Genomic DNA, 20,045 nt, shown 5'->3' on the forward strand with positions numbered 1-20,045 from the left:
CTAGCTTTATAGGATAATTTTCTGTTATACTGCGTTCAACAACTTGGGGCTGATTCTGGATTCGACGGGATTTGCGAAACCCAAGGTGCATGCCGAGGGGCGGTTGGCCTCGTAAAAAGCCGCAAAAAAATAGTCGCAAACGACGAAAACTACGCTTTAGCAGCTTAATAACCTGCTTAGAGCCCTCTCTCCCTAGCCTCCGCTCTTAGGACGGGGATCAAGAGAGGTCAAACCCAAAAGAGATCGCGTGGATGCCTTGCCTGGGGTTGCAGCGTTAAACTTAATCAGGATAGTTTGTTGGTGGCGTGTCTGTCCGCAGCTGGCAAATGAACTTAAAGACTAGACTAAGCATGTAGTACCGAGGATGTAGAAATTTCGGACGCGGGTTCAACTCCCGCCAGCTCCACCAAATTTTAACTGTCAGTGATGTGACAACAGCTTTAAAAACAGTAAGTTAGTAAAGTTGAGCAGACAGTAACATTACCCAGAATGGACTTCGAAATGCACGTGAAATGCACGCGCACTAGAAAAATAGAAAAGCTCACTCCGGTGGGCTTTTTTATTGTCTTTTAAATACAGCCTATATGGCGCAGCAGTATATTCCCCTGAAATAGTATCATATTGATTTTAAATGTATTTTTATTTATGATTGATTTAAGAATTTCAATTATACATTGTAACCTATTGATTTATATTGTAGTGATAAAGAGTTTTGGGGAATCCCTTTTATCACAAACATAACACATCCCTCCCCCTCACTTCACATCACAATTTCTACACATTTCGTCACAGTAATTCACTCTCGATGCCATCATCATCAAAAAACCATACATGGTAAACCACAATGAGCAAGAAAATCCTCGGCATATTCATCAAACAAAAACGCATCGAGAAAAATATTTCAATATCTGAAATTGCAAATCATCTAACAATCTCAGAAGCTATGTATATTCGCGTTAAAAACGGGAATGACTCAATCTATGTAGATGACTTAATGACTATAGCTGAAATGCTCGGTGTTGATGAGCGTGAAATTTTGAAGATGGAAGATGTATGAAAAGAAATAACAACTAACTGCACGGATAAAAAATACCTAATGTGATGAAAAACCATGATATGCGGCTTCTATGCTAGAAAAGATTAGCAATACAATATCTATAAAAGCAATGAATTACACAAAATTACATCATTAGCAAAATACCTTTCTTATACACCTAACTTCTTATAGGACAAAAGCTTTCCATTACTAGATATTCCTTCTAACAAAATATTTTGCTTACAATCTTAAGCCTATTTAATATAATTACTGCCAAAATGAATGAACTAAAGTTTATGTCTACCAGCTCTTACCTTAACAAAACTATAATTTTGTTAAGGTCGATAATCTAAGAAAAGCAAATCTAAAAAATTTCTGACTAAATTTGATATTCAATAAAAGTCATTTCACTTAAAATTTCACTTCAAAATATTGGAGACTTCATGAATATCACTCAATTATTTCTATTAGCTCTAAATTGTATCAATGAGCATCGGGAACCATCACATACTGAGCAATCAATAATTTATGTATTCTATAGAACAAACATTGCTGGATTGATTTCTATAGATGAATTTATGGACAAATTCGTTGAGCTATCCGTTTACTGCGATTCATCAAAACAAAACAAAGCGTTTGCTATCAAACTTATAGAAAAATATTTACATCTATCAGCAAACAAACTGACAGCGATAAAAAGTATGCCTACCTAATAACAGACACTCCAAAGCTGCTCTTAATAATGAGGAATGTCTAACTAATTCACTTAATAGTTAACGCTACTGAATTTCCCACATCACCTCATTAAAAAATTCTTTAATATCAACACGTAAAATCTTAAGAGCTGAAACCAAAGTATCTATATCTATTTTATTTATTCCTCGTTCATAACGATATAACTGCTGTGCGCTTTTACACCCTATCAGTTGAGCAAATTCAACAGCAGTATATCCAGCGTCACGTCTCAGACCTTTAATCTTATTTCCAATCAATGTTGTTACTAAGACATCAGAACTCATGCTTCGATACTCCATTCATATAATTAGACACAATCTATTATGCTCTCAAACCTCTGGATTATTCACTTTTCCAACTTCTAAATCACTTATAGAGAATCGATAAGTGATAATTGTAATTTGTAAATTTAAAATCTCCCTATAACTTTATTGACTTTACTAATATTTCTTATTATTTGTAGACTACAGATTTATTTCAATAGGCGTTATCACTAGAAAACGAAGAGGAATATTTATGAATAAGTTTCTAATTTCTGCTTGCATGATTGCATCAAGTGCTCTGTCCTTTAATGCATTAGCCGCAGACAAAATGACCTCAACTCCCGAAAATATGACATGTAAAGAGTATGTGGACTTAAACCCTAAAAGCTGGGCTCCAGTTGCCTTATGGGTAACATCACAAGATACTCAGTTTAAAAGTGGAGACTGGGTGGCATTATCTGAACAGAGCGTTGCGGAAGCTCCTTTAATCCTTGAGTTTTGCAAGAAAAAACCTGAAGGAACTTTAAAAGATTACCTTGCTAGCAAAAAATAAAGTTTTTTAACTGGTAATAGCCGCAGTTTAATTTCTGCGGCTAATTAGATTACTCGCAGCAATTCTATTTTCTGTACCCTGATTCTTGATACCAATACAGTGACAGTTTTATTAACTTCACTGCTTCAATGAGTTAAATAGAATCACTCAATATTAACTGAGACTGATCTTTTTATTGCTTTGATGAGTGTCCCCTCTTCTTTGAATATTTCAGCTCGCTTTGTATTTGTAGTACTCGATACAACGACTGCATATGCACGCAAAGATACAAATATACTTCCTCCAAATCCTGTGGTTGGAATGGGAATATCACTGCTCATTAATAAGCTATATGGAAATAAATGAAGAAGAATTATGTTTACAAGCGATAATCATCGCGGGATGAATTGTAGTCTTGCAACCGTTTTTATGGTACGTGATATATCTAATTGTCACCTTCACATCTTTAACCGCCGCTTTGAGTGTAGTATACAAAGAACAAATCAGTCTTCGATCTTTTTCTGTCGCTATTACCGTAGTTTGAGGCGAGTATTTAACTCCATTGATGATAATTTCTACACGAGTAGAGTGAATCGCGCCGGGCACAGATCCCTCCGCAGTGAACTGCATCGTTGGCATCAATAAATCAACATCATAAGGCATTCCACCCTTATAAATTACCGATGTTTCTATGATTTGGTCATAACGCTTACCATGAATCTCGCTCTTAGATACCTCCTTATAAATTGTCGCGGTTGCATTATCACCAACAAGTTTGTCTACATAAACAGTTCCTCTAAATTCACCATCTCTAGCATAAATCTTTCCTCTAAATATCCCGTCATTAAATTCAGGGGTACCATTTTTATTAATTTGCCATCCTGATTTACCCGAAACGAAATTATTCGACTGAATCACACTTCCTATCTTGGCATTGCTAATCGAGGCATCGGCGATGAATGATTCGCGCATGAAAATTTGTCCATTTTTCATGAACATCAAGGGTTCCATTTTTCCTCGTGTTGGATTAAAGAAAGCAAAATTATTTGCATTAAATCCAATGAACGATTCAATTTTCCCCGCCTTCACTTCAGCACTAATAACCATACTCGCGGCACTATATTTTTTCCCATCCACCATGATTGTGATGTTTGTATTGTGCATCGCGTACCCGGCATTTTGTTTAAATTCCGCCTGCATCTTAGAGTTAATCAGCGCACCTTGATTATCCAATTTCGCCTGAACTTGCTTCTGTGATTCACTGAAAGACCTGTCTAAATTCGTAACCGCTTTATCAAGCCGAACAACGCCTGCGTTTACCCCATTAATTGATGCGGTCACTTGTGCGTATTTTTCTGCCCACGATTTTCGTTCATCCGCAAACGCACGCTCTAACGTTTTATGTTGAGATTGTGACTGTTCATGGTTTACCGTAACCTCTCTCTTCACTTCTTTAATTGCTGCACTATTGACTAACACCGACTCATTCAGCCAATCAAGTTCTTGAGAGAGCTGTTTCCCAGCATCTGTCGACATGAAATGCTCGTTCAAATCCGGCAAGATGGTATTCACATCAAACTCTGATTCTCCTCGCACCCATTGAGTCCACTCGGATTCATTACCCGATTTATCAACAAGTCTTGCTCTGAAGTAAAATACGATACCAGCGGCTAAACCTGCCATCTCATAGTTTCTTGACGGATAAGGGACATCAGATAACAGCATCAAATCTTCACCATTAGGGGTCTTACTGTACTGAATTTCCGTTTTCAATGTGTCACTAGTATTTTCATCAAACCCCCAATCCAACTTAATGCCAAACACCCTTGGCGAGGCTTTAAAATTGACAGGTTTCGGTGGATTACCCACTTTTCCTGTCAGGCTAGTTTCGGGGGCATTTGTCCAAGCACTAGAAATTTCAGACGCATTAACCGCTCGAACTCGCACTTGATATCGACCAGAATAAACGCCCTCAATATCAAACCCCAGTGATGATGTCCTTGGTGCATTGACCCAGTTCCCGTTATCACGACGCCATTGCGCTTCATAAGCAATCGCATTTTCAGCCGCGTCCCAACTGACACTGAGCGTAGTCAACGCCATGCCTTGGTCAACTCTTGAGTAAGACGTGATTTCGACCTTTTTCGGTGCAGGCTGAACGCGAGGCGGAATAACCGTTACGGGACGTTCGTCATTGCGAGCACCTGAATCGATATGGTCATAATGGTCAGGATTATGGATAGCACCGCTAATGGTATAAGTGTTATCGCCGTTATCGCTGATATTAATCACTCGATATAGCTGGACCGCTAAGTCATCAGAATCCACCACCCACACGGTCTCTTTCTGTGGTATTTGGGAATATTCAACAGAAACTGTAACCACTTTTTTATTTACTGAAGTAACGGTTCTCCCTTCTGATTTTCCGTCTGGTAAGTTGATGATCAGGCGATCACCCGCTTTAATTGATGTCTCTCTATCAAGAGTAATACTCCTTCCTTTCGCGGAAGAGATACGCCCACCGTTATCACGCCCAGCTAAATTTGAATCAGCTACCGCGATAATATGACCCGGTGAGGGAATTGCCCCTTCTAACCCCGTGGCAAATGTGATCATGCGGTCATTTGCGTTAGTCAGTAATGCCCAGCGACCACGTCGATTCGCTTCACTTCGACGGGTACACCCAATTGCAGAGAGTTCTACTTTACGCACGCCATAACGATGCTGAAGTTTTAAATCTGCGACCGCCTCGATATCATCTTTGCTGTGGTTATCCGTATCCGTAAATGAAACTAAGGCTTGGGTGTAGCGATTTTGGATACTGCCCCCCGAGTAAGACGGTTTTCCCCCAACGATATTGGCATTGGTAAATGTACGAAAAATACTGGCTGGCATATCGGCAACCGCATTGACTTTATTGTCCGCCCAGAAGGTCATTCCTCGAAAAATAGCCGCAATATCCCGTAATACGGTATACGCTGCCTCTTGTGATTGAATATACACATCACATAAAAAACGAGGCTCTTTTCCCTCGCCTCCTCGTCCATCAGGCACCCATTCATCACAATACTGTGCGATTTTGTACAAATCCCACTTTTCAATCTGATGGGGTTTGATTCTGTCACCACTGCCATAACGATTGTTCAGGACTAAATCATAAAATACCCAGGCGGGGTTATTGGTTGCCGCCAGCTTAAACGTTCCATCCCAAACACCCGCGTACGTTCGATTCACAGGGTCATAATTTGTCGGCACTTTAACTAACAATCCCCCTTTCGGACGAACACTAATTTTAGGGATACGGTTGTTAAATTGACGGGCATTAAATGTCACAAAGAGAAGCGCCGTATTAGGGTAACGTAACTTGGCGTCAATCACCTCGGTGACCGCAGCAATCGAGACTTTATCGGCAATACGAGCGGTATTCTGATTTTTGGTGAGTCGCCGAACGCGCAATTGCCAACCTGTCGTGGCTGAGGGTAAATCGATACGATGGGTGCGCTGATATTCACTGGTCGTTTTACCATCAAATGCAGACTTAACGAGTTCTTGATACCCAGCACCGTCTGTAGATAAATCAATCGCATAGACAATGCGATATCCCGTTGTATCACCATTATCGTGTTGACGCATTAACTGAGGCACTGAAAAGCGAAGGCGAATAGCGGATAACTGCGTATTATTAATCATTCGGATATACGGCTGATCGTCTCGCAGCTCTACACCCACGGCGTTGTCATTATCAACCGACGGTATCCCTTTGATATACTCTTGTTGCTCGCTACCGGGGCGAAACTCCCATGTTACCCCTTCGAAGTTTTTCGTTCCATCCGCATTACCAATTGGCGTCTCATCTAAAAAAATACGCGTATCATCCAAGCCCCCCGCAATTTCCCCCTCAGAAATGGCTAACAGAATTTTTGCAGTCGATTCTGAAAGCAAATTATCTTTGGCTTCTACGGGCGTATGACCGCCCCCTCCGCCACCTTTAGCGCCGTATATCGTTTCCATATTTCACCCATAAAAAAACGGCACTCAAGCCGTTTTCGTATATGATAAAGATTAATTTTGTTATTTTTGGTCTTCGGTATAGATACCCGCGGAGATAATCGCACCTCCGACTTCACGGCGGTCTAGTCCATATAACAGCGGCACAGGATTGCCCTGCGCCGTGGTATTTACAGCACCACCAAATGCATAGGATGGCTTATTATCCGCATCTTGTCGCATGGATAAGCCTTGAGGCTGGGGTGAGAGCATTTGCACCAAACCACCGATTGCCATAGCAGCACCACTCAACGCCAATGCCCCTCCCCATGTCCCTGCAGCGGTAAATGCGACAGAGAGACCTCCCGATAAAAATGCGGCAGCACCAATTAGTGCAACCCCTAAAATAGTTTGGAAGAACCCCCCCGTTTACTCCCTTTAATTACCGGAGCAATGCGAATTTCTTCACTGGTATCAAGATGCAATTCGTCTTCAGCAATATTGCGCTGACCTTTAAATACCGCAAATTCCAGCCCTTTCAGATGCGCATTGGCAAGGAACTGCTCGAATCCATCATAGAGTACCGATAACGCTTTAATCGCTTCACGCGGAGAATCGATAGCAAGTTGATGTTCGCGACCAAATTGGGTACCCAAAACACCATAGAGTCGTATTGTTTTTAAACTCATGCCAACTCCTTACGTCTGACTATTTTCACTGTCCTATCACGCCAATAATCACTGTATGGAACGATGCGGCTGAGCTGACCGTATAAGTGGTGAAGCAGCATACCATTCACGATTACCCCTGCATGGTTCGGAACATGAGCTTGCACTTGCATAATGACCATATCGCCCTCCTTTAAGTCACCGGCAAACTCGACAAAGCCCGCTTGCTGCCAGTTATCCATATACAAGTTTTCACCCTCTTCCCACCAGTGTCTCTCAACGCTGTAATTATGCAGCTCAATCCCGTGCATCTGTCGGTAATAATCCATAATGAGCGACCAACAATCTGCGTGACCAAGCACAAACGGACGACCTTCTAACTCACGCTCAATTCTAGGCTGGATTATGCGGATATCACCTTCCGGATAGGAAGCTATCACCCACGGTAGTCCCGAAGCATCACATTGCAATTTGTCTATTTCGCTCGGTTGAGACGTCACTCCATCCCCGCAATGGCTATGAACAATCGCTATTGGATTGCCCCAATCTTCGGCTGCGGCATAGTCTTCTGGGGAAAGTTCGAAATGATCAGTTGGATTATCGGAAAGATTTCGGCAGGGAAAATATTTTTTGACTCGACTTTTTTGGCAAATCACGCCACACGCTTCTTTAGGGTATTCCGCTTTGACATGCTGAAATATTACCTCTGTTAATTTCTTCGTGATCATCGTACTAACCCCGCGGCAGGGAATCCTCCAAAATCCAAAGGTTCATTTTCGCCAAATCGTTTTTTACAATCGCTAATGAGTCCACCGCACTTATCTAATGCCGGATCATCAACCGGTTCACCACGCTCATCGAAATATTTATTGTCCGTATAATTGCAACCTCGCCCGCTTCGATAATCGCCTTTCATACACCAGAAACAGAGGTTGTGGATTTGGCGACCGGGGATCATAACCCCTTGCAAGTCGAACGGACTCGACAACTCAAATTCAACTGCTTCTCCCGCGACTTCGCTCATTTTTCTGTCGATGAAATAAACCTGTTTGAAAAATTCTTCAGGGTTAGCGGTAGGATTTCCCTCTGGAAAATTCCTAGCATCTAGATAGTGAGCGAAGGTTTCATAAATAGTCACTTTCGCCAGTGCCATATCATCGAATTGCAAGCACAACGAGGATATCAAACCATCAATATTAGCCACTCTTAATAAGGGTCTGGCTGGACTACCATCACTATTTTTAGCCATGCCCTCGATTTCATAAGCCCATGCGCCATATTCATTTCCTTGCCACCAAATAGATTTTGGTTTGATACCTCCCTCTGCAGCGTCAATTTCTTCGGGTGCATGCGGCAAATTGTAAGCATGGAATCGAAGAGTTGGTCCATCAAACTCACTACCGTCCACTTCAATTAATTGAACCTTACTCCCCGGCTCTAATTTTTGAATGTCAGATGTTATATTCATACACTAAACGCCTGTTCAAAGGTTGCAGTTATAGTGATAGAGCTACCGCCAATTGGCTTTAATGTGATGGAATCTGCCTTCACCCGATACAGACCTTTATCACCAAATGGTGGAACCCAGATAAATGATTTTGCTGTGTGCGACCGGATAAAGGAAAAAATAGGCATTACCTCAGATTTATGACCTGTATAGGTAAATCCCCATGATTGAGATTCAGTATTGAGACCATCGCCTGAAACTTGCTTATAGCCATCACCAAATGCCACTTCTTTTATTCGATGCTTAAATTCGCCAGTTGGCGAGTCTTGGATTTGAGTTCGCCACTTAAACTCTTCAATCATTATTACCCCTAAATAAAAAAGCCACCCGAAGGTGGCTATGTGAGGATCAATCTAGATAATCTTTACTGATTTAATAATTTGATAGTTTTCCGTGCATGATCTTTAGCTTCGTCAAAGTATTCGGCTAGCGGTTTACTAGAGTTCAAGTTTGTTTGGTAGACTATATTTGCCAATACGAAATCAACACTATACTCATCACCTTTATAAACATCGACAGGAATGCTGATTTGCTCATCTTCTGGGTTAATGATTACAGTTCCAAGTTTTAATTCCATTACTACCTCTCATTAATTTTTTAATACTGTTCTTATCTTCCAACAGAAACAGCTTTGATTATTTTGTACAAATCACCACCTTCACGCCCCTCTATTGCCATGAAGCGCTTAAGCTTATTATTTAAGGATTGCTCCGCAGCTCGGATATCAACATTCTGCATAGAACCTTGCTGTTGAGCACCACTTACAACGCTGATGCCACCAAAATTAAGATTGACGTTAATCCCACCAGCAGGATGAGTGCCGTAAACTTGCACTCGAGGCTGACTCACTGACATTGGCTGAGAGCCACCTACATATCCACCAGATGCATAACCTCTCTTTCCTGCATCCATTAACCGATATAGATTAGCTTTACCTAATTTAGCCGTACTCTCTTTGTCAAATACAAATTCGCCTCTATGCACGATACCAGCTACATCATATTTACCGCCGTCACCAGTATATCCGCCTGTTGCATGACCTTTTAGCCCTAAGAATTCACCAACAACAGTCCCACTAAAAGCAGCTTTCATAGCATTCAGCATCGCCATTTGCATAAGCATTTTAGTCGTCATTTCTAAAAATGAGCGAGTAAAGTCACCAAAGCTAGCTTTGCCCTTTAAAACAAAATCGACAACGCTATTACTCATACCTTGAAATACTGATTGGCTAATTTGAGATACGTTACCATAAACATTGGAGACTTGGTCTTGAAATTCTGCAAATCCCCTTTTAACTCCAGCCTCCCAATTGGTACGTAACGAATCTTCTTTACTGTAATAATCCTCTAATGCCTGCTTCTCTGCTGGTGATTTAGCTTGCTCAAGTGCGATGTCACGTTGGTACATACGGTCAGATTTACCAGTGCCCATATCCAGCGCTCGACTCTTAGCTTTTATTTCTTCAACTCGTTTTAGTTGCCTATCTAACTCTCTATTATGTTGCTTTTGACGCTCTATTTCATCGCCAACTACTGCTAATGCGCGTTGAGAAGCTAATACATATTCTTTTTTAGCCAATAACGATTGCTCATCATTGGTAAGCTTACGTGTCGCTTTTGCTTCTTCTAATACAGCTATTTTGGCTTCCATATCCCAAAGCTTTTTACGCTCTGAGCTAATCACATCAGCAACAGTTTTATGCTCTTTTAATACTTTAAGTTGAGCCTGTAGAGAAACGAGAGCTTCATTGGCTGACTCATCCGCACGAGTGCCATAGTCAGGTCGATATGCTGTAGGTTTCTTTTTCCCTCTCAGTTTTTCTTTCTCATACCGTTCCTTTTCACGACGAATCGCTTTATCCTTTACAGCCTGAGAAGCGTATTCTTTATTTTTTATTTCACTTAATTTGCGTTGGTGTTTCTCCTCCGCGGTCTCATATTCTCGCCTTAATGCTTCATCAGCCAAAATCTGTGACTTTTTAACCTCTTCCTGTTTTCTAGCCGCCTCTTTTCTCGCATTCTCTATATCCCTCTGAAACTTTTCTTCGTTTAGTAAATCCAGTTCTCGCCTTAAATCTTCAGGTGTCTGACCTGTTTTATAATGATGCAGTCCTTTAGCAGCAGGGTCTAACTGGAACTCAAGAAGTTTCTCTTCATAGTCTTTAATCTTTTGGTCTAGCGTTCTTTCTCGTCCTATATTAAGCATTGCATCCCATGCATCGCTCGCCATTTCCTTAACGCCTTTCCAAGCTGATTCTAAAAAACCTAAGTTGTTTTCAATTTGCTGACTACGCTCCTGCATTGCATTGGCATAAGACTCCATTGCTATCTTTGCAACCTCATGCTCCTTCCCCTGCTCTTGCAGTGCCATTATTTGCTCTAACTGAGTAGCCGTTAAGAAGTGAAGGGATTTATCTAGTTCAGTAACAGCTTAACTGGCTCCTCTTTTAAACGCTGAAATTGCTTGATTGTTTCATCAACTGACTGACCAACAGCCTTTTCGATTGCGGCTGCTGTTTTAGAAACCATCTCAACTGTATCGCCGGAGAATCCCCCTGAGCCAACAACTTTTGATATAGCATCAGCCATACCATACTGGGTAATACCATTTCCTGATAAGTTTCTAACAAGAGTATCCAGTTGTGCCGCAGTCTTCCCTGCATACCTACCAGTAAGAATCAGTTGCTTGTTATATTCACTAAATTCCTTAGAGCCTTGATATGCAGCAAGAGCTACCGCAGAGGCGGCACCAACAAATCCAAACATTGCAACTCTTGCTGGGGTAATTAGCGATGCTAACGCCTTCAATGAGTTTCCTATACCACCGAAGGAATCTTTTATCTGACCACCTTGCTGTATCATCACCATCCATACAGGCATCCCAGATGCCAACGATGTGACAATATCCGTCATTTGAGCGGGTAACTGACGCATAGCGTTTCGATATTGACCAATCGTGATTGAACCATTTAAGAATGCTTTTTCTTGTTCTTTCAGCTTGGCAATCATTGGCGCAGCTTGTTGCGAAACTCCCATTTGCGCTGCTTTCAACTCTAAAATTTCAGTTTTGGTTTTTCCTATAAAATCCGTCTGATTTTTAAGAGATTGTAAGAATTCATCTGCGGCTTGCTTTGCTTTATTCGTTGCAGCCTCCTGAGCTAATAATGCTTGCCCTTCTGCAGTCAGAGACATGTGCATTCTTTGCAGCTTATCTCTAGTTTGGTCTAATATGCTGCTATAATCTTTGAATTGATCTTTGGGAAGTAACCCTTTTTTACTTGCTGCTACAAGCTTTGTCTGCCAGTCATCTAATCGTTCAAAAGCTTTATTTGTAGGGTTCAGCTGATTAAGTAACTCATGAAGCTCTTTACGCTGTTTCTCCGCAGCTTGAGCTGCTTTTTTCTGGTTATCAACGCCGCGTTTAAATTGTTCGTTCAGGTCTTGAGCTGAGCCATTTACCTTTTCTGCTGTGCTGCCAAACTCCTTTAATTTTTGAGTCCCACGCTCTAAATCAGACGTATCAGCTTTAAGCGAGATGGTTGCTATATCTGCCATTTACCTTTCTCCAGATATAAAAAAACCACTCATAGGTGGTTAAATTAGCTTGTATGTAACTTTTATTTAAATTAACGCCATATTATTCTAGAATTTCATTTTCCAACATTCATCACTAACCAGATAACCTTTAAACACACAAAGGATTATTAACATGCTTAGAAAATTGACACTCATCGCAGCCCTTTTCATCGCAGCCAATGCTCATGCTGGAAACGAGTTAACTATCAGTAAGTTAGCTAGTAATGCAAAGACTAAAACAGCATTCCTTCAAGTTGTAAAAAATAACGACCTCCCATCATGGGTCTTAACTGGTGGTACTGAATCCCCATCAAATACTGTGACTTTAAACGGTAATGAATACCAAGTAGCAACAGCGTGCAAACCTCACAATTGCCCAGCAGAGCGAATTGCGATTATGTACTCTAAAGAAAAGAATGTTATGGCAGGTGTATTCTCTTCAAATGATGAAAAGAACAATACTGAGGATTTACTCTGGTTTAATATCACCGATGATTTATCAATCGATGGGAAAACGGTTTTATTTGCAGCACTTACGGGCAGCCTAGATAATCACCCTAATGATTTTAACTATAAGTAATTAAACTTAAAGTAGTTATTTTCAGAATTAGCCCACCAATGCCAATAGAATGGCGTTAAAATAGAAGCCCAAGGACGGGCTAGATTAATTACTTTGCAGTCAATTTGTAACTCTCATCAATCAACACTTTAAGCTCATCTTCAGGAAATCCACTGTCCAACTTTATAGTAATCCAGTGCTCTTTATTCATGTGATATGCTGGATATACCCCTTTCTTTAACCTCAACGAACCAACTAATTCAGGAGGTGATTTAAGGTTTATAATATCTACCATCTCATCACTCTCGCTTTCATATAACTTCTTTGATGATATTGTCAGAATGGCAGCAAACCATTTTGAGTTATTTTTATGCCTATAAATGATGTAACTAGGAAACTTAGCCCATGGATACTCAGCGACAGCACCATAATTACTCTGGATATATTCCATAAGTTCATTTTTGTTCATCTCACCATCCCACGAATAAGTTTTAGCTATGCTAACTTAGTGGGAGTGCAAATTGAAGCAAACAAAAAGGTCGCATAAGCGACCCAATCAATACTTTTGCTACTTTTTATTACTTATTGACGTAATTTGCATACAGTATAAGTAATATTGGCGTTGCAATAATATCAGCAGCAATAGTAAATGGTGTAATCATGACATTACCAGCCAATTTACCAGCACTAAGTGATGTGTATTCCTCTGTAGTATAAAACTCAACCTTATATGATTGATTTAGCTTAGCATTGGGTACTAATGGAAGAGTTATTCCATTCCTATCAAATAAATATCCACTTAGCGGGATTGTTTTAACCCATGACTTATCATTATCAAATCGCCTCTCACTAAAACCAAAATCCTTAAGGCTTTTCTCTTGTTCTGGACTTAACCTGTACTTTTTATCTATATAAACAAAGTAACTGTCATTAAATTTTACTAGTCCTTCTCTGCGCTCATCTGGCTTTATCTCGATTCTAATAACTCCCTCCGGGTTATTAAATGCTGACAATGGAATTACTTTAACCAACTCATTTAATTTCATTAATTCAGCAGAACCATTCGTCAGTATATAAATATATTTATCACCTAAAAAACCATAACCTGAAGTAGGAAGCTCAATCTCTTTTAATTTTTGATTAGTTAGTTTATTTTTAACACTAATATCTTTATATTCAAAAGCAGATACAATATTATCTTTTAAATCAACACATTCCCTTATATTGGTCTCTTTTGCCGTGTTCGAATCCCAAACCGCCGCAGTTACGCACCCAGCAGAACTTAAAATCGATACGCTCAAAAAGCACGCTAGTAATTTATTCATTCCATTGCCTTAATAAGTTTAATTTAAGTCCAATGGATATTAGGATAGATGCAAACTTCAGGCAATAAAAAACCCACCGGAGTGGATTATTAACACTATTTATAGTTGAGCACATGTACATTACAAGTTACGAATATTAGCAATCTCTTCTTGTGTGACTTCTAGAGACTCTAGAAATCTCTGGTATTCATTGGGTTCCATTCCTTCAAATTTTTGATGTCACTCTCATCTATTCATGTTTTTTTAAAATAAATCTATTACCTATAGACGGGTCAACTGTTTTCGTATTTGCAATCAGCTAAACCGACACTAATTTCTTGACCTTTGTTGCTATTGTGCAAAATAACTTTAATACCCATTCTGTCGTATATCATATAAGCAAATGTAACCCCTGAATTTTCACTAAAATACACAGTAGCTTTAGCATCAGTTGAAAGCAACTCAAGCTTTGGTGATGTTATAACTACCCCTGTATCAAAGGTTATATTTATCATTGCATTGTTATAATCTGCATGCGGAGTTACTTCCAACTTAACAGTCCCGATTTGCACTCCGTTATATCTATTGCTATCACTAAGGTCATCAGGTATGGAATAAACTCCACAGTTATACTTTCCCGCCAAAGCCAAAATATTATAGTTATTATCTCGATATAACCCCATATCATTCTCGTTATTAGCAGACAGGGTATATCCAGAAAATCAAATAAACAGGGCGCAAATATACTTAATCATCTTTAACCTCATTAATAAATTAGCCCCCTGAATATACCTGAATAGCTTTACTACACATAATCGAACTCTTTAGTTAAAAATAATTATGTGATCTAGAATGCAAGCTCATCCTTGGGCTATGTGTAGGTTAGGCAACTTCCTTCCCGTGAATAATATGGCGTAACGCGCTAATACTGTTCTCATTATAACGGAACGCTTCAACCTGCTTTGATGAGTAAGCTGACTTGTCCAAAAAGAACTTACCGAATTCGTCAGTTTTCAATCCGTTCTTGTTTGCAATACGACCAATTTTATTTGCTGACACTTCTAACCATATTCTTAATCACAAAGAGGGCTTCTGATTTAGAAGCCCTCTAGTATTAAACTCGCTTAACTACATAAATTTTACATTAATGACCGGACGTTTTAGCTTCTCGACAAGCCTCGAATAAAAACCAGACACGGCGTTCTGTTTCATCAATCCAGTTTTCTATTAGGCTTGTAGTGGAATAATCGCCATGTTCTGCGCATACTTCATGTGCTTTTCGAAATTCTGAAGCCAACATTTTATTATCTTCACAAAGCTCAGCAAGCATATCTAAAGGTTCTACGTATTCCGCATTGTTATCGCTAATCCTTTGCATTTTTGATATTTGCCCTATAGAACGTATAGTCACACCACCTATTTTACGAACTCTTTCAGCTATAGGGTCTGTCATGGAGTATAGTTGTTCACTTTGTTCATCAAGTAATAAATGATAATCGCGGAAATGTGGACCACTCATGTGCCAATGAAAGTTTTTAGTTTTTAAATAAATAGCAAAAATATCAGCCAAAATTGCATTCATTGCTCCACTGATATCTTTTGTTGCTTTTGGAGATAAATCTGTTGGCGTTTTAAGTGGGCGAATTTGTAGTTCTTTAGCTTTACTCATAATTAACTCCTAAAGATAGTCACATCTGTTTTGATATTAAAGATGTTAAAACAAATTATTACACTAATGTTCTTTCTATATATCTCTTAATTGGTTATGAAACTATTTAGCCAACATTGCTTTTCAATATGTGCTGATTATTTTAATTATGTACTTAATAACATCATTCATTGATCTATATCAAATTCTAATGCATTGAATAAATTAACTAAAAAACAAAATTGAATATCAATCTTTATGTGACTACCTAATTAAATCCGATCTTCAGACTTTAAACCTAACTTACTGAATTTAAACTCTTGTAATCCTCGATATTCTATTTTCCATGCTAGATTTTAGCTACAGGCAGCTCATTAAAATTTGTCGTGTACGCTGGTGATAACATTTCGCGCTTCATCTGATATCCACTATCGCTCCCTTTCGCAGCAAACCAGACTTTACCTAAACCACTATTATTTATTGTATCTAATGTTTTCATAAGTTCATCGCCGTTCTTAAATGGTTTTTGAGTAGAAAACATATCAAACTGAGTAACATCTGAATCTGTGAAGTCAGATAACATTATCCCGGCTTTATAGTAGCGGTAACCATCTCGCCATATAGAATCTAAACCACGCATAACAGCATTAATGATGTCTCGCGTGTCGCTGCTAGGGTATTCAAGTTTGATACTGATACTATTAGCGTAATCTTCACCAAATGCGTGTCTGCTTGTTTGAATGAATAAACCAATAACTCGACATCGCTGTTTTTCTTCGCGTAGTTTCTCCGCTGCTCGTTCTGCATAGTCACAAATAGCCTTGCGCATAATGTCGATATCTAAAACTTTCTTACCGAACGAGCGAGAGCATAATATTTGCTGCTTAACTTTTCTGACTTCTTCAAGCTCAATACAGGACTCACCGTTAAGTTCTCTGAGTGTCCTTTCTAGCGTTACGCCAAACACTTTGCGTATTGTAGTCACTGATGCATTAGCCAAGTCTAAAGCGGTATAAATGCCCATAATTCTTAACTTGGCTGAAATCCTTCGTCCTATTCCCCACACGTCTTCAATCGGAATAAATGACAGTAATTTTCTTTGCCGACTTCTATCAGATAGCTCAACCACACCACCAGTCTTCTTCCACGTTTTAGCGGCATGATTCGCAATTTTAGCCAGCGTTTTAGTCGGACCGATGCCAACACTTACTGGCAAGTGAGTTCGCTGCAATATCGTTGATTGAATTTCTCGCCCATAATCTTCTAAATTAAAGGTATGAACCAAGCCAGTGAAATCAAGAAATGCCTCATCTATTGAATACACTTCCAAACGCGGAGCATACATTGATAGTAGAGACATCACTCTGTTGCTCATGTCAGCGTATAACGCATAGTTCGAGCTAAAAATGTTAATATGATTTTGCAGGTAATAGTTTCTTCTCTCATAGTAAAGCTCCCCCATTTTTACACCGAGTTTTTTTGCTTCAAAAGAACGAGCAATTACACAGCCATCATTATTACTCAGAACAATTACTGGCTTTCCTGCTAAGTCTGGTCTGAAAACTTTCTCACAGCTCGCATAAAACGAATTTACATCAACTAAGGCAAACATTACTGAGCCTTATGAATAATGAATGTGACTACGCCAAATATCTGTAAATCCTGCGTATCACCAATATGTATTGGTTGAAAATCAGGATTCATCGGTATCAACATCGGCGGATAAGACTTTAATCTCTTAACTGTAAACTCCCCATCAACACTGGCGATAACAATATCCCCGTCCTTTGCTACCAATGCGCTATCGACAATCACAACATCGCCATCGTTAATGTTAGCGTCAATCATAGAATTACCTTCGACGCGTAACATATACGTACTATCTGGATGTTTAATCAATGTGCTGTTAAGGTTTATTCTTTCTTCCATGTAGTCAGCCGCAGGAGATGGAAATCCCGCTGCTACTCTATCTAAGAATAATGGAATGTTGAGAATTGATTCGGAATCGATAGGCTTTAGCTTCATAATGCACCAATATTACTGTATTTATATACAGTATATTTCACTCATTTTCATTGTAAAGATCATTTTCAAGTATCAAAAGACTAGAAATATGCAATCCCCTCCTAGAAAATCAGACCTACAGTGTCGTTATTCCTCCTTCATTTACTTTTTATAAAGTAAACTTATGGCTTATAACTATTAACTGCATTGCCGAAAATATGAAATATACATTATTGTTACTGACATCAATTCTAATGGTTGGATGTCAAGGAAGAAGTTATTCAGAATTAACTCCAGCAGAAAAAGCTGAAGTCAGAGCTGCTCATGATAAAAGTGCCAAAATATCTAGAAAATGCAATCGTATAGAAAATCAATCTAAACGTACTGATTGCTTTCTCGATAGAGACGACAATGACTTTAACCGGCTCTATTAATTTAAAGTTAATACTGGGGGCATTACAGCCCCTGACTACTCGTTTATCAACTCAAGAGCCTTTAGCTCCATAACCCTTAAGTCATCAAATATGGTCGCTTTATTTTTGATGTTAAGTAGCTCTAAAACATTGGGAATAACGCTATAGTCGAGTCCCGTAGCACCATTCATACCAACTCTCCACTGTGTACTCATCGCAGAAAATACCAGATATGACTCCCATACATCAGGAACAACTTCAACATCATCAATATCAGGCGGAAAGCCAAAAGCTCGCTCAAAATTTTCAGCCTCTTGCTTTGTCATTCCCCCATACATTGCTTCAGCGACCGATATTAGTTTTTTTCGCGATTACCTAACAATTCATTGTAATACGTTGTCGTAATAGCCCCTGCAGCTGATGGATAGTTGTCAAATAACAACTTCAAATTATCTTCGTTATAAGGCTCTTCAATTGCCCAATCAGCAATTATTTGAGTAAAAAATTTGTTTACTGGCTCATTTTTTAACTCGTCCAATTTACTCATTGGTAAATGTTTAAACGTAAATGTCACAACCTCCGGCTCGCTTTTGCCAGCCACTCGGATTTTTACATCAGCTTTAAATATTGGATTGGGATTCAGAGTAAATTTCGCCATTAGGTTTCCTTAAAAGCCCCAAAGGGGCTGTTATTATGCGGTAGTGTAAATTTGCATATCTGATTTAAGAGAGAAACGTGCAGATACGTTTTCAACCTCGTTAATTGCAGTATTAGGAACGCGTTGGAATGACACACTAGCTGAGTAGTAACGGTCTTCACCAGCCCGTTTATTATAAAAACGAATCGCTGTTAACTGCTTTGTATCATCCAAGGACATTAATAACCCTCGAATAGGTAATTTCGCATCATGAGCAAATGTATAAACCTGCACAATACCCGATTTATAGGTATCAACTGTTTCTGCTTGCTCATCTTCTAAGAATTGAATTTCTTGTGTTTGCTGCTCACCACCTTCTGTTGATAAGGTCATGACTTGGGGCATTACTTCCCATTCTTGAACTGATTTTAGCGTTCCTTTGCCGCCGCCAATCGGAAAACGTTCTGTATCTGTCGTATCAACACCATCAAGCGTGATACTTGTGTTTTCTGCTGATTTCACACGAAAGACACCAGACATTTGTTTCCACCCAGATGTGATGAGAACAACATCTCCGGCTTTAATGCCACTTGATGCTGCGACAGAAAGTACAGCTTCAGTGGCATTACTTGCCGCCGTAAACTCAACATCTTTTCCGTATTTACTCGCAACATAAACACGTGAGCCATTAGGAATGTTATAAGCCATTATGAACCTCATTTTTATGCATAAAAAAACCGCCATTTAGGCGGTCGTTTATCGGATTGAATAACATCGATAGGATGTACGTATTGGAATGATGTAGTTGATATCACTAGTAAGTGGCGGTAGCTGATTTGGTTCACCGTCTAGATACAGTGACTCCGTGAGTGTTAGACCATTTTCGAGCTGCTCTTTGACGGCATCAACCAAGCTAATAACCGCCGAATCACCATTACCAATCTTTTCAACAACATTAAGTTGAATAACACCTTTTTGAACTGGCATATCTAACGCTAGACCTAGATTTTCGGTTATGGCTGGCATTATATGTAATTGCAAATATGGAGTGCTAATATCGTCAAACTCAATATTTGACCAAGCCACCTTCACCCCTTCTTGCTTAGCAATTTTTGCCACCAGCGCACGAATAGACTGATTGATTTCAGATTGTTTCATTTACTTCATCTCTGCGATA

22 protein-coding genes, 1 other RNA gene and 2 pseudogenes are annotated in these 20,045 nt (G+C 39.5%); 5 read left to right on the top strand and 20 right to left on the bottom strand.

The window, feature by feature from the left end; translation table 11 throughout:
• Window positions 1–45: 45 nt before the first annotated feature.
• The 3 genes from ssrA to ABWP91_RS11710 all read left to right on the top strand — a co-directional run bounded on the left by ssrA (window position 46) and on the right by ABWP91_RS11710 (window position 1,749).
• Window positions 46–409: a transfer-messenger RNA gene (ssrA, locus tag ABWP91_RS11700) on the top strand.
• Window positions 410–844: 435 nt separating this feature from the next.
• Window positions 845–1,057: a helix-turn-helix domain-containing protein gene (locus ABWP91_RS11705; RefSeq protein ID WP_006658698.1), complete on the top strand. Its 213-nt coding sequence runs from the start codon at window positions 845–847 to the stop codon at window positions 1,055–1,057.
• A gap of 422 nt (window positions 1,058–1,479) precedes the next feature.
• Window positions 1,480–1,749 carry a hypothetical protein gene (locus ABWP91_RS11710; protein ID WP_006658699.1) on the top strand — a complete coding sequence of 90 codons (270 nt, stop codon included), beginning with the start codon at window positions 1,480–1,482 and terminating at the stop codon, window positions 1,747–1,749.
• A 66-nt stretch (window positions 1,750–1,815) separates the two neighbouring features.
• Here ABWP91_RS11710 and ABWP91_RS11715 read toward each other — a convergent pair whose 3' ends face one another.
• Window positions 1,816–2,055: a helix-turn-helix domain-containing protein gene (locus ABWP91_RS11715; protein WP_036966831.1), complete on the bottom strand. Its 240-nt coding sequence runs from the start codon at window positions 2,053–2,055 to the stop codon at window positions 1,816–1,818.
• A gap of 232 nt (window positions 2,056–2,287) precedes the next feature.
• Between ABWP91_RS11715 and ABWP91_RS11720 the strand changes: the two genes are divergently transcribed.
• Window positions 2,288–2,587, top strand: coding sequence for an HdeA/HdeB family chaperone (locus ABWP91_RS11720; RefSeq protein ID WP_006658701.1), 300 nt, complete (start codon window positions 2,288–2,290; stop codon window positions 2,585–2,587).
• Window positions 2,588–2,914: 327 nt separating this feature from the next.
• Here ABWP91_RS11720 and ABWP91_RS11725 read toward each other — a convergent pair whose 3' ends face one another.
• From ABWP91_RS11725 to ABWP91_RS11760, 8 genes and pseudogenes are all read right to left on the bottom strand, one after another.
• Entirely contained in the window at window positions 2,915–6,577 is a 3,663-nt protein-coding gene (locus ABWP91_RS11725) for a TipJ family phage tail tip protein (protein ID WP_353243440.1), read from the bottom strand.
• A 60-nt stretch (window positions 6,578–6,637) separates the two neighbouring features.
• Window positions 6,638–7,242, bottom strand: a pseudogene (locus ABWP91_RS11730) (tail assembly protein).
• Entirely contained in the window at window positions 7,239–7,949 is a 711-nt protein-coding gene (locus tag ABWP91_RS11735; RefSeq protein WP_036960323.1) for a C40 family peptidase, read from the bottom strand. The pseudogene ABWP91_RS11730 and the gene ABWP91_RS11735 overlap by 4 nt, the downstream one beginning before the upstream one ends.
• Window positions 7,946–8,689: a phage minor tail protein L gene (locus ABWP91_RS11740; protein WP_006659234.1), complete on the bottom strand. Its 744-nt coding sequence runs from the start codon at window positions 8,687–8,689 to the stop codon at window positions 7,946–7,948. The genes ABWP91_RS11735 and ABWP91_RS11740 overlap by 4 nt, the downstream gene beginning before the upstream one ends.
• Window positions 8,686–9,030, bottom strand: a complete 345-nt coding sequence (locus ABWP91_RS11745) for a phage tail protein (RefSeq protein ID WP_006659235.1) — start codon at window positions 9,028–9,030, stop codon at window positions 8,686–8,688. Before ABWP91_RS11745 ends, ABWP91_RS11740 begins: the two co-directional genes overlap by 4 nt.
• Window positions 9,031–9,092: 62 nt before the next feature.
• Window positions 9,093–9,305: a hypothetical protein gene (locus tag ABWP91_RS11750; protein ID WP_036952419.1), complete on the bottom strand. Its 213-nt coding sequence runs from the start codon at window positions 9,303–9,305 to the stop codon at window positions 9,093–9,095.
• A gap of 32 nt (window positions 9,306–9,337) precedes the next feature.
• A complete protein-coding gene (locus tag ABWP91_RS11755; RefSeq protein ID WP_353243441.1) occupies window positions 9,338–11,098 on the bottom strand; it encodes a phage tail tape measure protein in 1,761 nt (586 codons plus the stop codon).
• 44 nt (window positions 11,099–11,142) lie between these two features.
• The gene (locus tag ABWP91_RS11760; RefSeq protein ID WP_353243442.1) at window positions 11,143–12,282 is read right to left on the bottom strand and encodes a phage tail length tape measure family protein; all 1,140 of its coding nucleotides are present in this window, start codon (window positions 12,280–12,282) and stop codon (window positions 11,143–11,145) included.
• 154 nt (window positions 12,283–12,436) lie between these two features.
• Between ABWP91_RS11760 and ivy the strand changes: the two genes are divergently transcribed.
• Entirely contained in the window at window positions 12,437–12,883 is a 447-nt protein-coding gene (ivy, locus tag ABWP91_RS11765; protein ID WP_272516573.1) for an Ivy family C-type lysozyme inhibitor, read from the top strand.
• Between the two features lie 88 nt (window positions 12,884–12,971).
• Here ivy and ABWP91_RS11770 read toward each other — a convergent pair whose 3' ends face one another.
• The 11 genes and pseudogenes from ABWP91_RS11770 to ABWP91_RS11820 all read right to left on the bottom strand — a co-directional run bounded on the left by ABWP91_RS11770 (window position 12,972) and on the right by ABWP91_RS11820 (window position 20,026).
• Entirely contained in the window at window positions 12,972–13,331 is a 360-nt protein-coding gene (locus ABWP91_RS11770; RefSeq protein WP_006659239.1) for an MmcQ/YjbR family DNA-binding protein, read from the bottom strand.
• Window positions 13,332–13,440: 109 nt separating this feature from the next.
• On the bottom strand, window positions 13,441–14,187 hold the full coding sequence (locus ABWP91_RS11775; RefSeq protein ID WP_224050449.1) for a YidX family protein: 747 nt from the start codon (window positions 14,185–14,187) through the stop codon (window positions 13,441–13,443).
• 272 nt (window positions 14,188–14,459) lie between these two features.
• On the bottom strand, window positions 14,460–14,849 hold the full coding sequence (locus tag ABWP91_RS11780; RefSeq protein ID WP_353243443.1) for a hypothetical protein: 390 nt from the start codon (window positions 14,847–14,849) through the stop codon (window positions 14,460–14,462).
• Window positions 14,850–15,048: 199 nt separating this feature from the next.
• Window positions 15,049–15,231: pseudogene (locus ABWP91_RS11785) on the bottom strand (hypothetical protein); the annotation flags it as partial.
• A 79-nt stretch (window positions 15,232–15,310) separates the two neighbouring features.
• Window positions 15,311–15,835: a Dps family protein gene (locus tag ABWP91_RS11790; RefSeq protein WP_006659243.1), complete on the bottom strand. Its 525-nt coding sequence runs from the start codon at window positions 15,833–15,835 to the stop codon at window positions 15,311–15,313.
• 328 nt (window positions 15,836–16,163) lie between these two features.
• Complete coding sequence (gene umuC / locus ABWP91_RS11795; RefSeq protein ID WP_224050448.1) at window positions 16,164–17,426, bottom strand: translesion error-prone DNA polymerase V subunit UmuC; 1,263 nt, start codon at window positions 17,424–17,426, stop codon at window positions 16,164–16,166.
• Entirely contained in the window at window positions 17,426–17,839 is a 414-nt protein-coding gene (gene umuD, locus ABWP91_RS11800) for a translesion error-prone DNA polymerase V autoproteolytic subunit (RefSeq protein WP_036960306.1), read from the bottom strand. Before umuD ends, umuC begins: the two co-directional genes overlap by 1 nt.
• Before the next feature lie 448 nt (window positions 17,840–18,287).
• Window positions 18,288–18,557 (bottom strand): DUF1799 domain-containing protein, encoded by a 270-nt coding sequence (locus ABWP91_RS11805; protein ID WP_224050447.1) that lies wholly within the window; start codon window positions 18,555–18,557, stop codon window positions 18,288–18,290.
• A 29-nt stretch (window positions 18,558–18,586) separates the two neighbouring features.
• Window positions 18,587–18,889 carry a phage tail assembly chaperone gene (locus ABWP91_RS11810; RefSeq protein ID WP_036975046.1) on the bottom strand — a complete coding sequence of 101 codons (303 nt, stop codon included), beginning with the start codon at window positions 18,887–18,889 and terminating at the stop codon, window positions 18,587–18,589.
• A gap of 33 nt (window positions 18,890–18,922) precedes the next feature.
• The gene (locus ABWP91_RS11815) at window positions 18,923–19,576 is read right to left on the bottom strand and encodes a phage tail tube protein (RefSeq protein ID WP_036960300.1); all 654 of its coding nucleotides are present in this window, start codon (window positions 19,574–19,576) and stop codon (window positions 18,923–18,925) included.
• A 48-nt stretch (window positions 19,577–19,624) separates the two neighbouring features.
• Window positions 19,625–20,026: a phage tail terminator-like protein gene (locus ABWP91_RS11820; RefSeq protein ID WP_154629326.1), complete on the bottom strand. Its 402-nt coding sequence runs from the start codon at window positions 20,024–20,026 to the stop codon at window positions 19,625–19,627.
• Between the last annotated feature and the right edge of the window lie 19 nt (window positions 20,027–20,045).

Origin of the sequence: Providencia sp., assembly GCF_040396775.1 — a bacterium.
In the GTDB taxonomy this organism is placed as follows: Bacteria; Pseudomonadota; Gammaproteobacteria; order Enterobacterales; family Enterobacteriaceae; genus Providencia.

What these genes read in the sequence shown, in the direction of transcription:
- ABWP91_RS11705 (WP_006658698.1), top strand. Translation starts at nt 845, where the DNA reads ATGAGCAAGAAAATCCTCGGCATATTCATCAAACAAAAACGCATCGAG.
- ABWP91_RS11710 (WP_006658699.1), top strand. Translation starts at nt 1,480, where the DNA reads ATGAATATCACTCAATTATTTCTATTAGCTCTAAATTGTATCAATGAG.
- ABWP91_RS11715 (WP_036966831.1), bottom strand. Translation starts at nt 2,055, where the DNA reads ATGAGTTCTGATGTCTTAGTAACAACATTGATTGGAAATAAGATTAAA.
- ABWP91_RS11720 (WP_006658701.1), top strand. Translation starts at nt 2,288, where the DNA reads ATGAATAAGTTTCTAATTTCTGCTTGCATGATTGCATCAAGTGCTCTG.
- ABWP91_RS11725 (WP_353243440.1), bottom strand. Translation starts at nt 6,577, where the DNA reads ATGGAAACGATATACGGCGCTAAAGGTGGCGGAGGGGGCGGTCATACG.
- ABWP91_RS11735 (WP_036960323.1), bottom strand. Translation starts at nt 7,949, where the DNA reads ATGATCACGAAGAAATTAACAGAGGTAATATTTCAGCATGTCAAAGCG.
- ABWP91_RS11740 (WP_006659234.1), bottom strand. Translation starts at nt 8,689, where the DNA reads ATGAATATAACATCTGACATTCAAAAATTAGAGCCGGGGAGTAAGGTT.
- ABWP91_RS11745 (WP_006659235.1), bottom strand. Translation starts at nt 9,030, where the DNA reads ATGATTGAAGAGTTTAAGTGGCGAACTCAAATCCAAGACTCGCCAACT.
- ABWP91_RS11750 (WP_036952419.1), bottom strand. Translation starts at nt 9,305, where the DNA reads ATGGAATTAAAACTTGGAACTGTAATCATTAACCCAGAAGATGAGCAA.
- ABWP91_RS11755 (WP_353243441.1), bottom strand. Translation starts at nt 11,098, where the DNA reads ATGGCACTGCAAGAGCAGGGGAAGGAGCATGAGGTTGCAAAGATAGCA.
- ABWP91_RS11760 (WP_353243442.1), bottom strand. Translation starts at nt 12,282, where the DNA reads ATGGCAGATATAGCAACCATCTCGCTTAAAGCTGATACGTCTGATTTA.
- ivy (WP_272516573.1), top strand. Translation starts at nt 12,437, where the DNA reads ATGCTTAGAAAATTGACACTCATCGCAGCCCTTTTCATCGCAGCCAAT.
- ABWP91_RS11770 (WP_006659239.1), bottom strand. Translation starts at nt 13,331, where the DNA reads ATGAACAAAAATGAACTTATGGAATATATCCAGAGTAATTATGGTGCT.
- ABWP91_RS11775 (WP_224050449.1), bottom strand. Translation starts at nt 14,187, where the DNA reads ATGAATAAATTACTAGCGTGCTTTTTGAGCGTATCGATTTTAAGTTCT.
- ABWP91_RS11780 (WP_353243443.1), bottom strand. Translation starts at nt 14,849, where the DNA reads ATGGGGTTATATCGAGATAATAACTATAATATTTTGGCTTTGGCGGGA.
- ABWP91_RS11790 (WP_006659243.1), bottom strand. Translation starts at nt 15,835, where the DNA reads ATGAGTAAAGCTAAAGAACTACAAATTCGCCCACTTAAAACGCCAACA.
- umuC (WP_224050448.1), bottom strand. Translation starts at nt 17,426, where the DNA reads ATGTTTGCCTTAGTTGATGTAAATTCGTTTTATGCGAGCTGTGAGAAA.
- umuD (WP_036960306.1), bottom strand. Translation starts at nt 17,839, where the DNA reads ATGAAGCTAAAGCCTATCGATTCCGAATCAATTCTCAACATTCCATTA.
- ABWP91_RS11805 (WP_224050447.1), bottom strand. Translation starts at nt 18,557, where the DNA reads ATGACAAAGCAAGAGGCTGAAAATTTTGAGCGAGCTTTTGGCTTTCCG.
- ABWP91_RS11810 (WP_036975046.1), bottom strand. Translation starts at nt 18,889, where the DNA reads ATGGCGAAATTTACTCTGAATCCCAATCCAATATTTAAAGCTGATGTA.
- ABWP91_RS11815 (WP_036960300.1), bottom strand. Translation starts at nt 19,576, where the DNA reads ATGGCTTATAACATTCCTAATGGCTCACGTGTTTATGTTGCGAGTAAA.
- ABWP91_RS11820 (WP_154629326.1), bottom strand. Translation starts at nt 20,026, where the DNA reads ATGAAACAATCTGAAATCAATCAGTCTATTCGTGCGCTGGTGGCAAAA.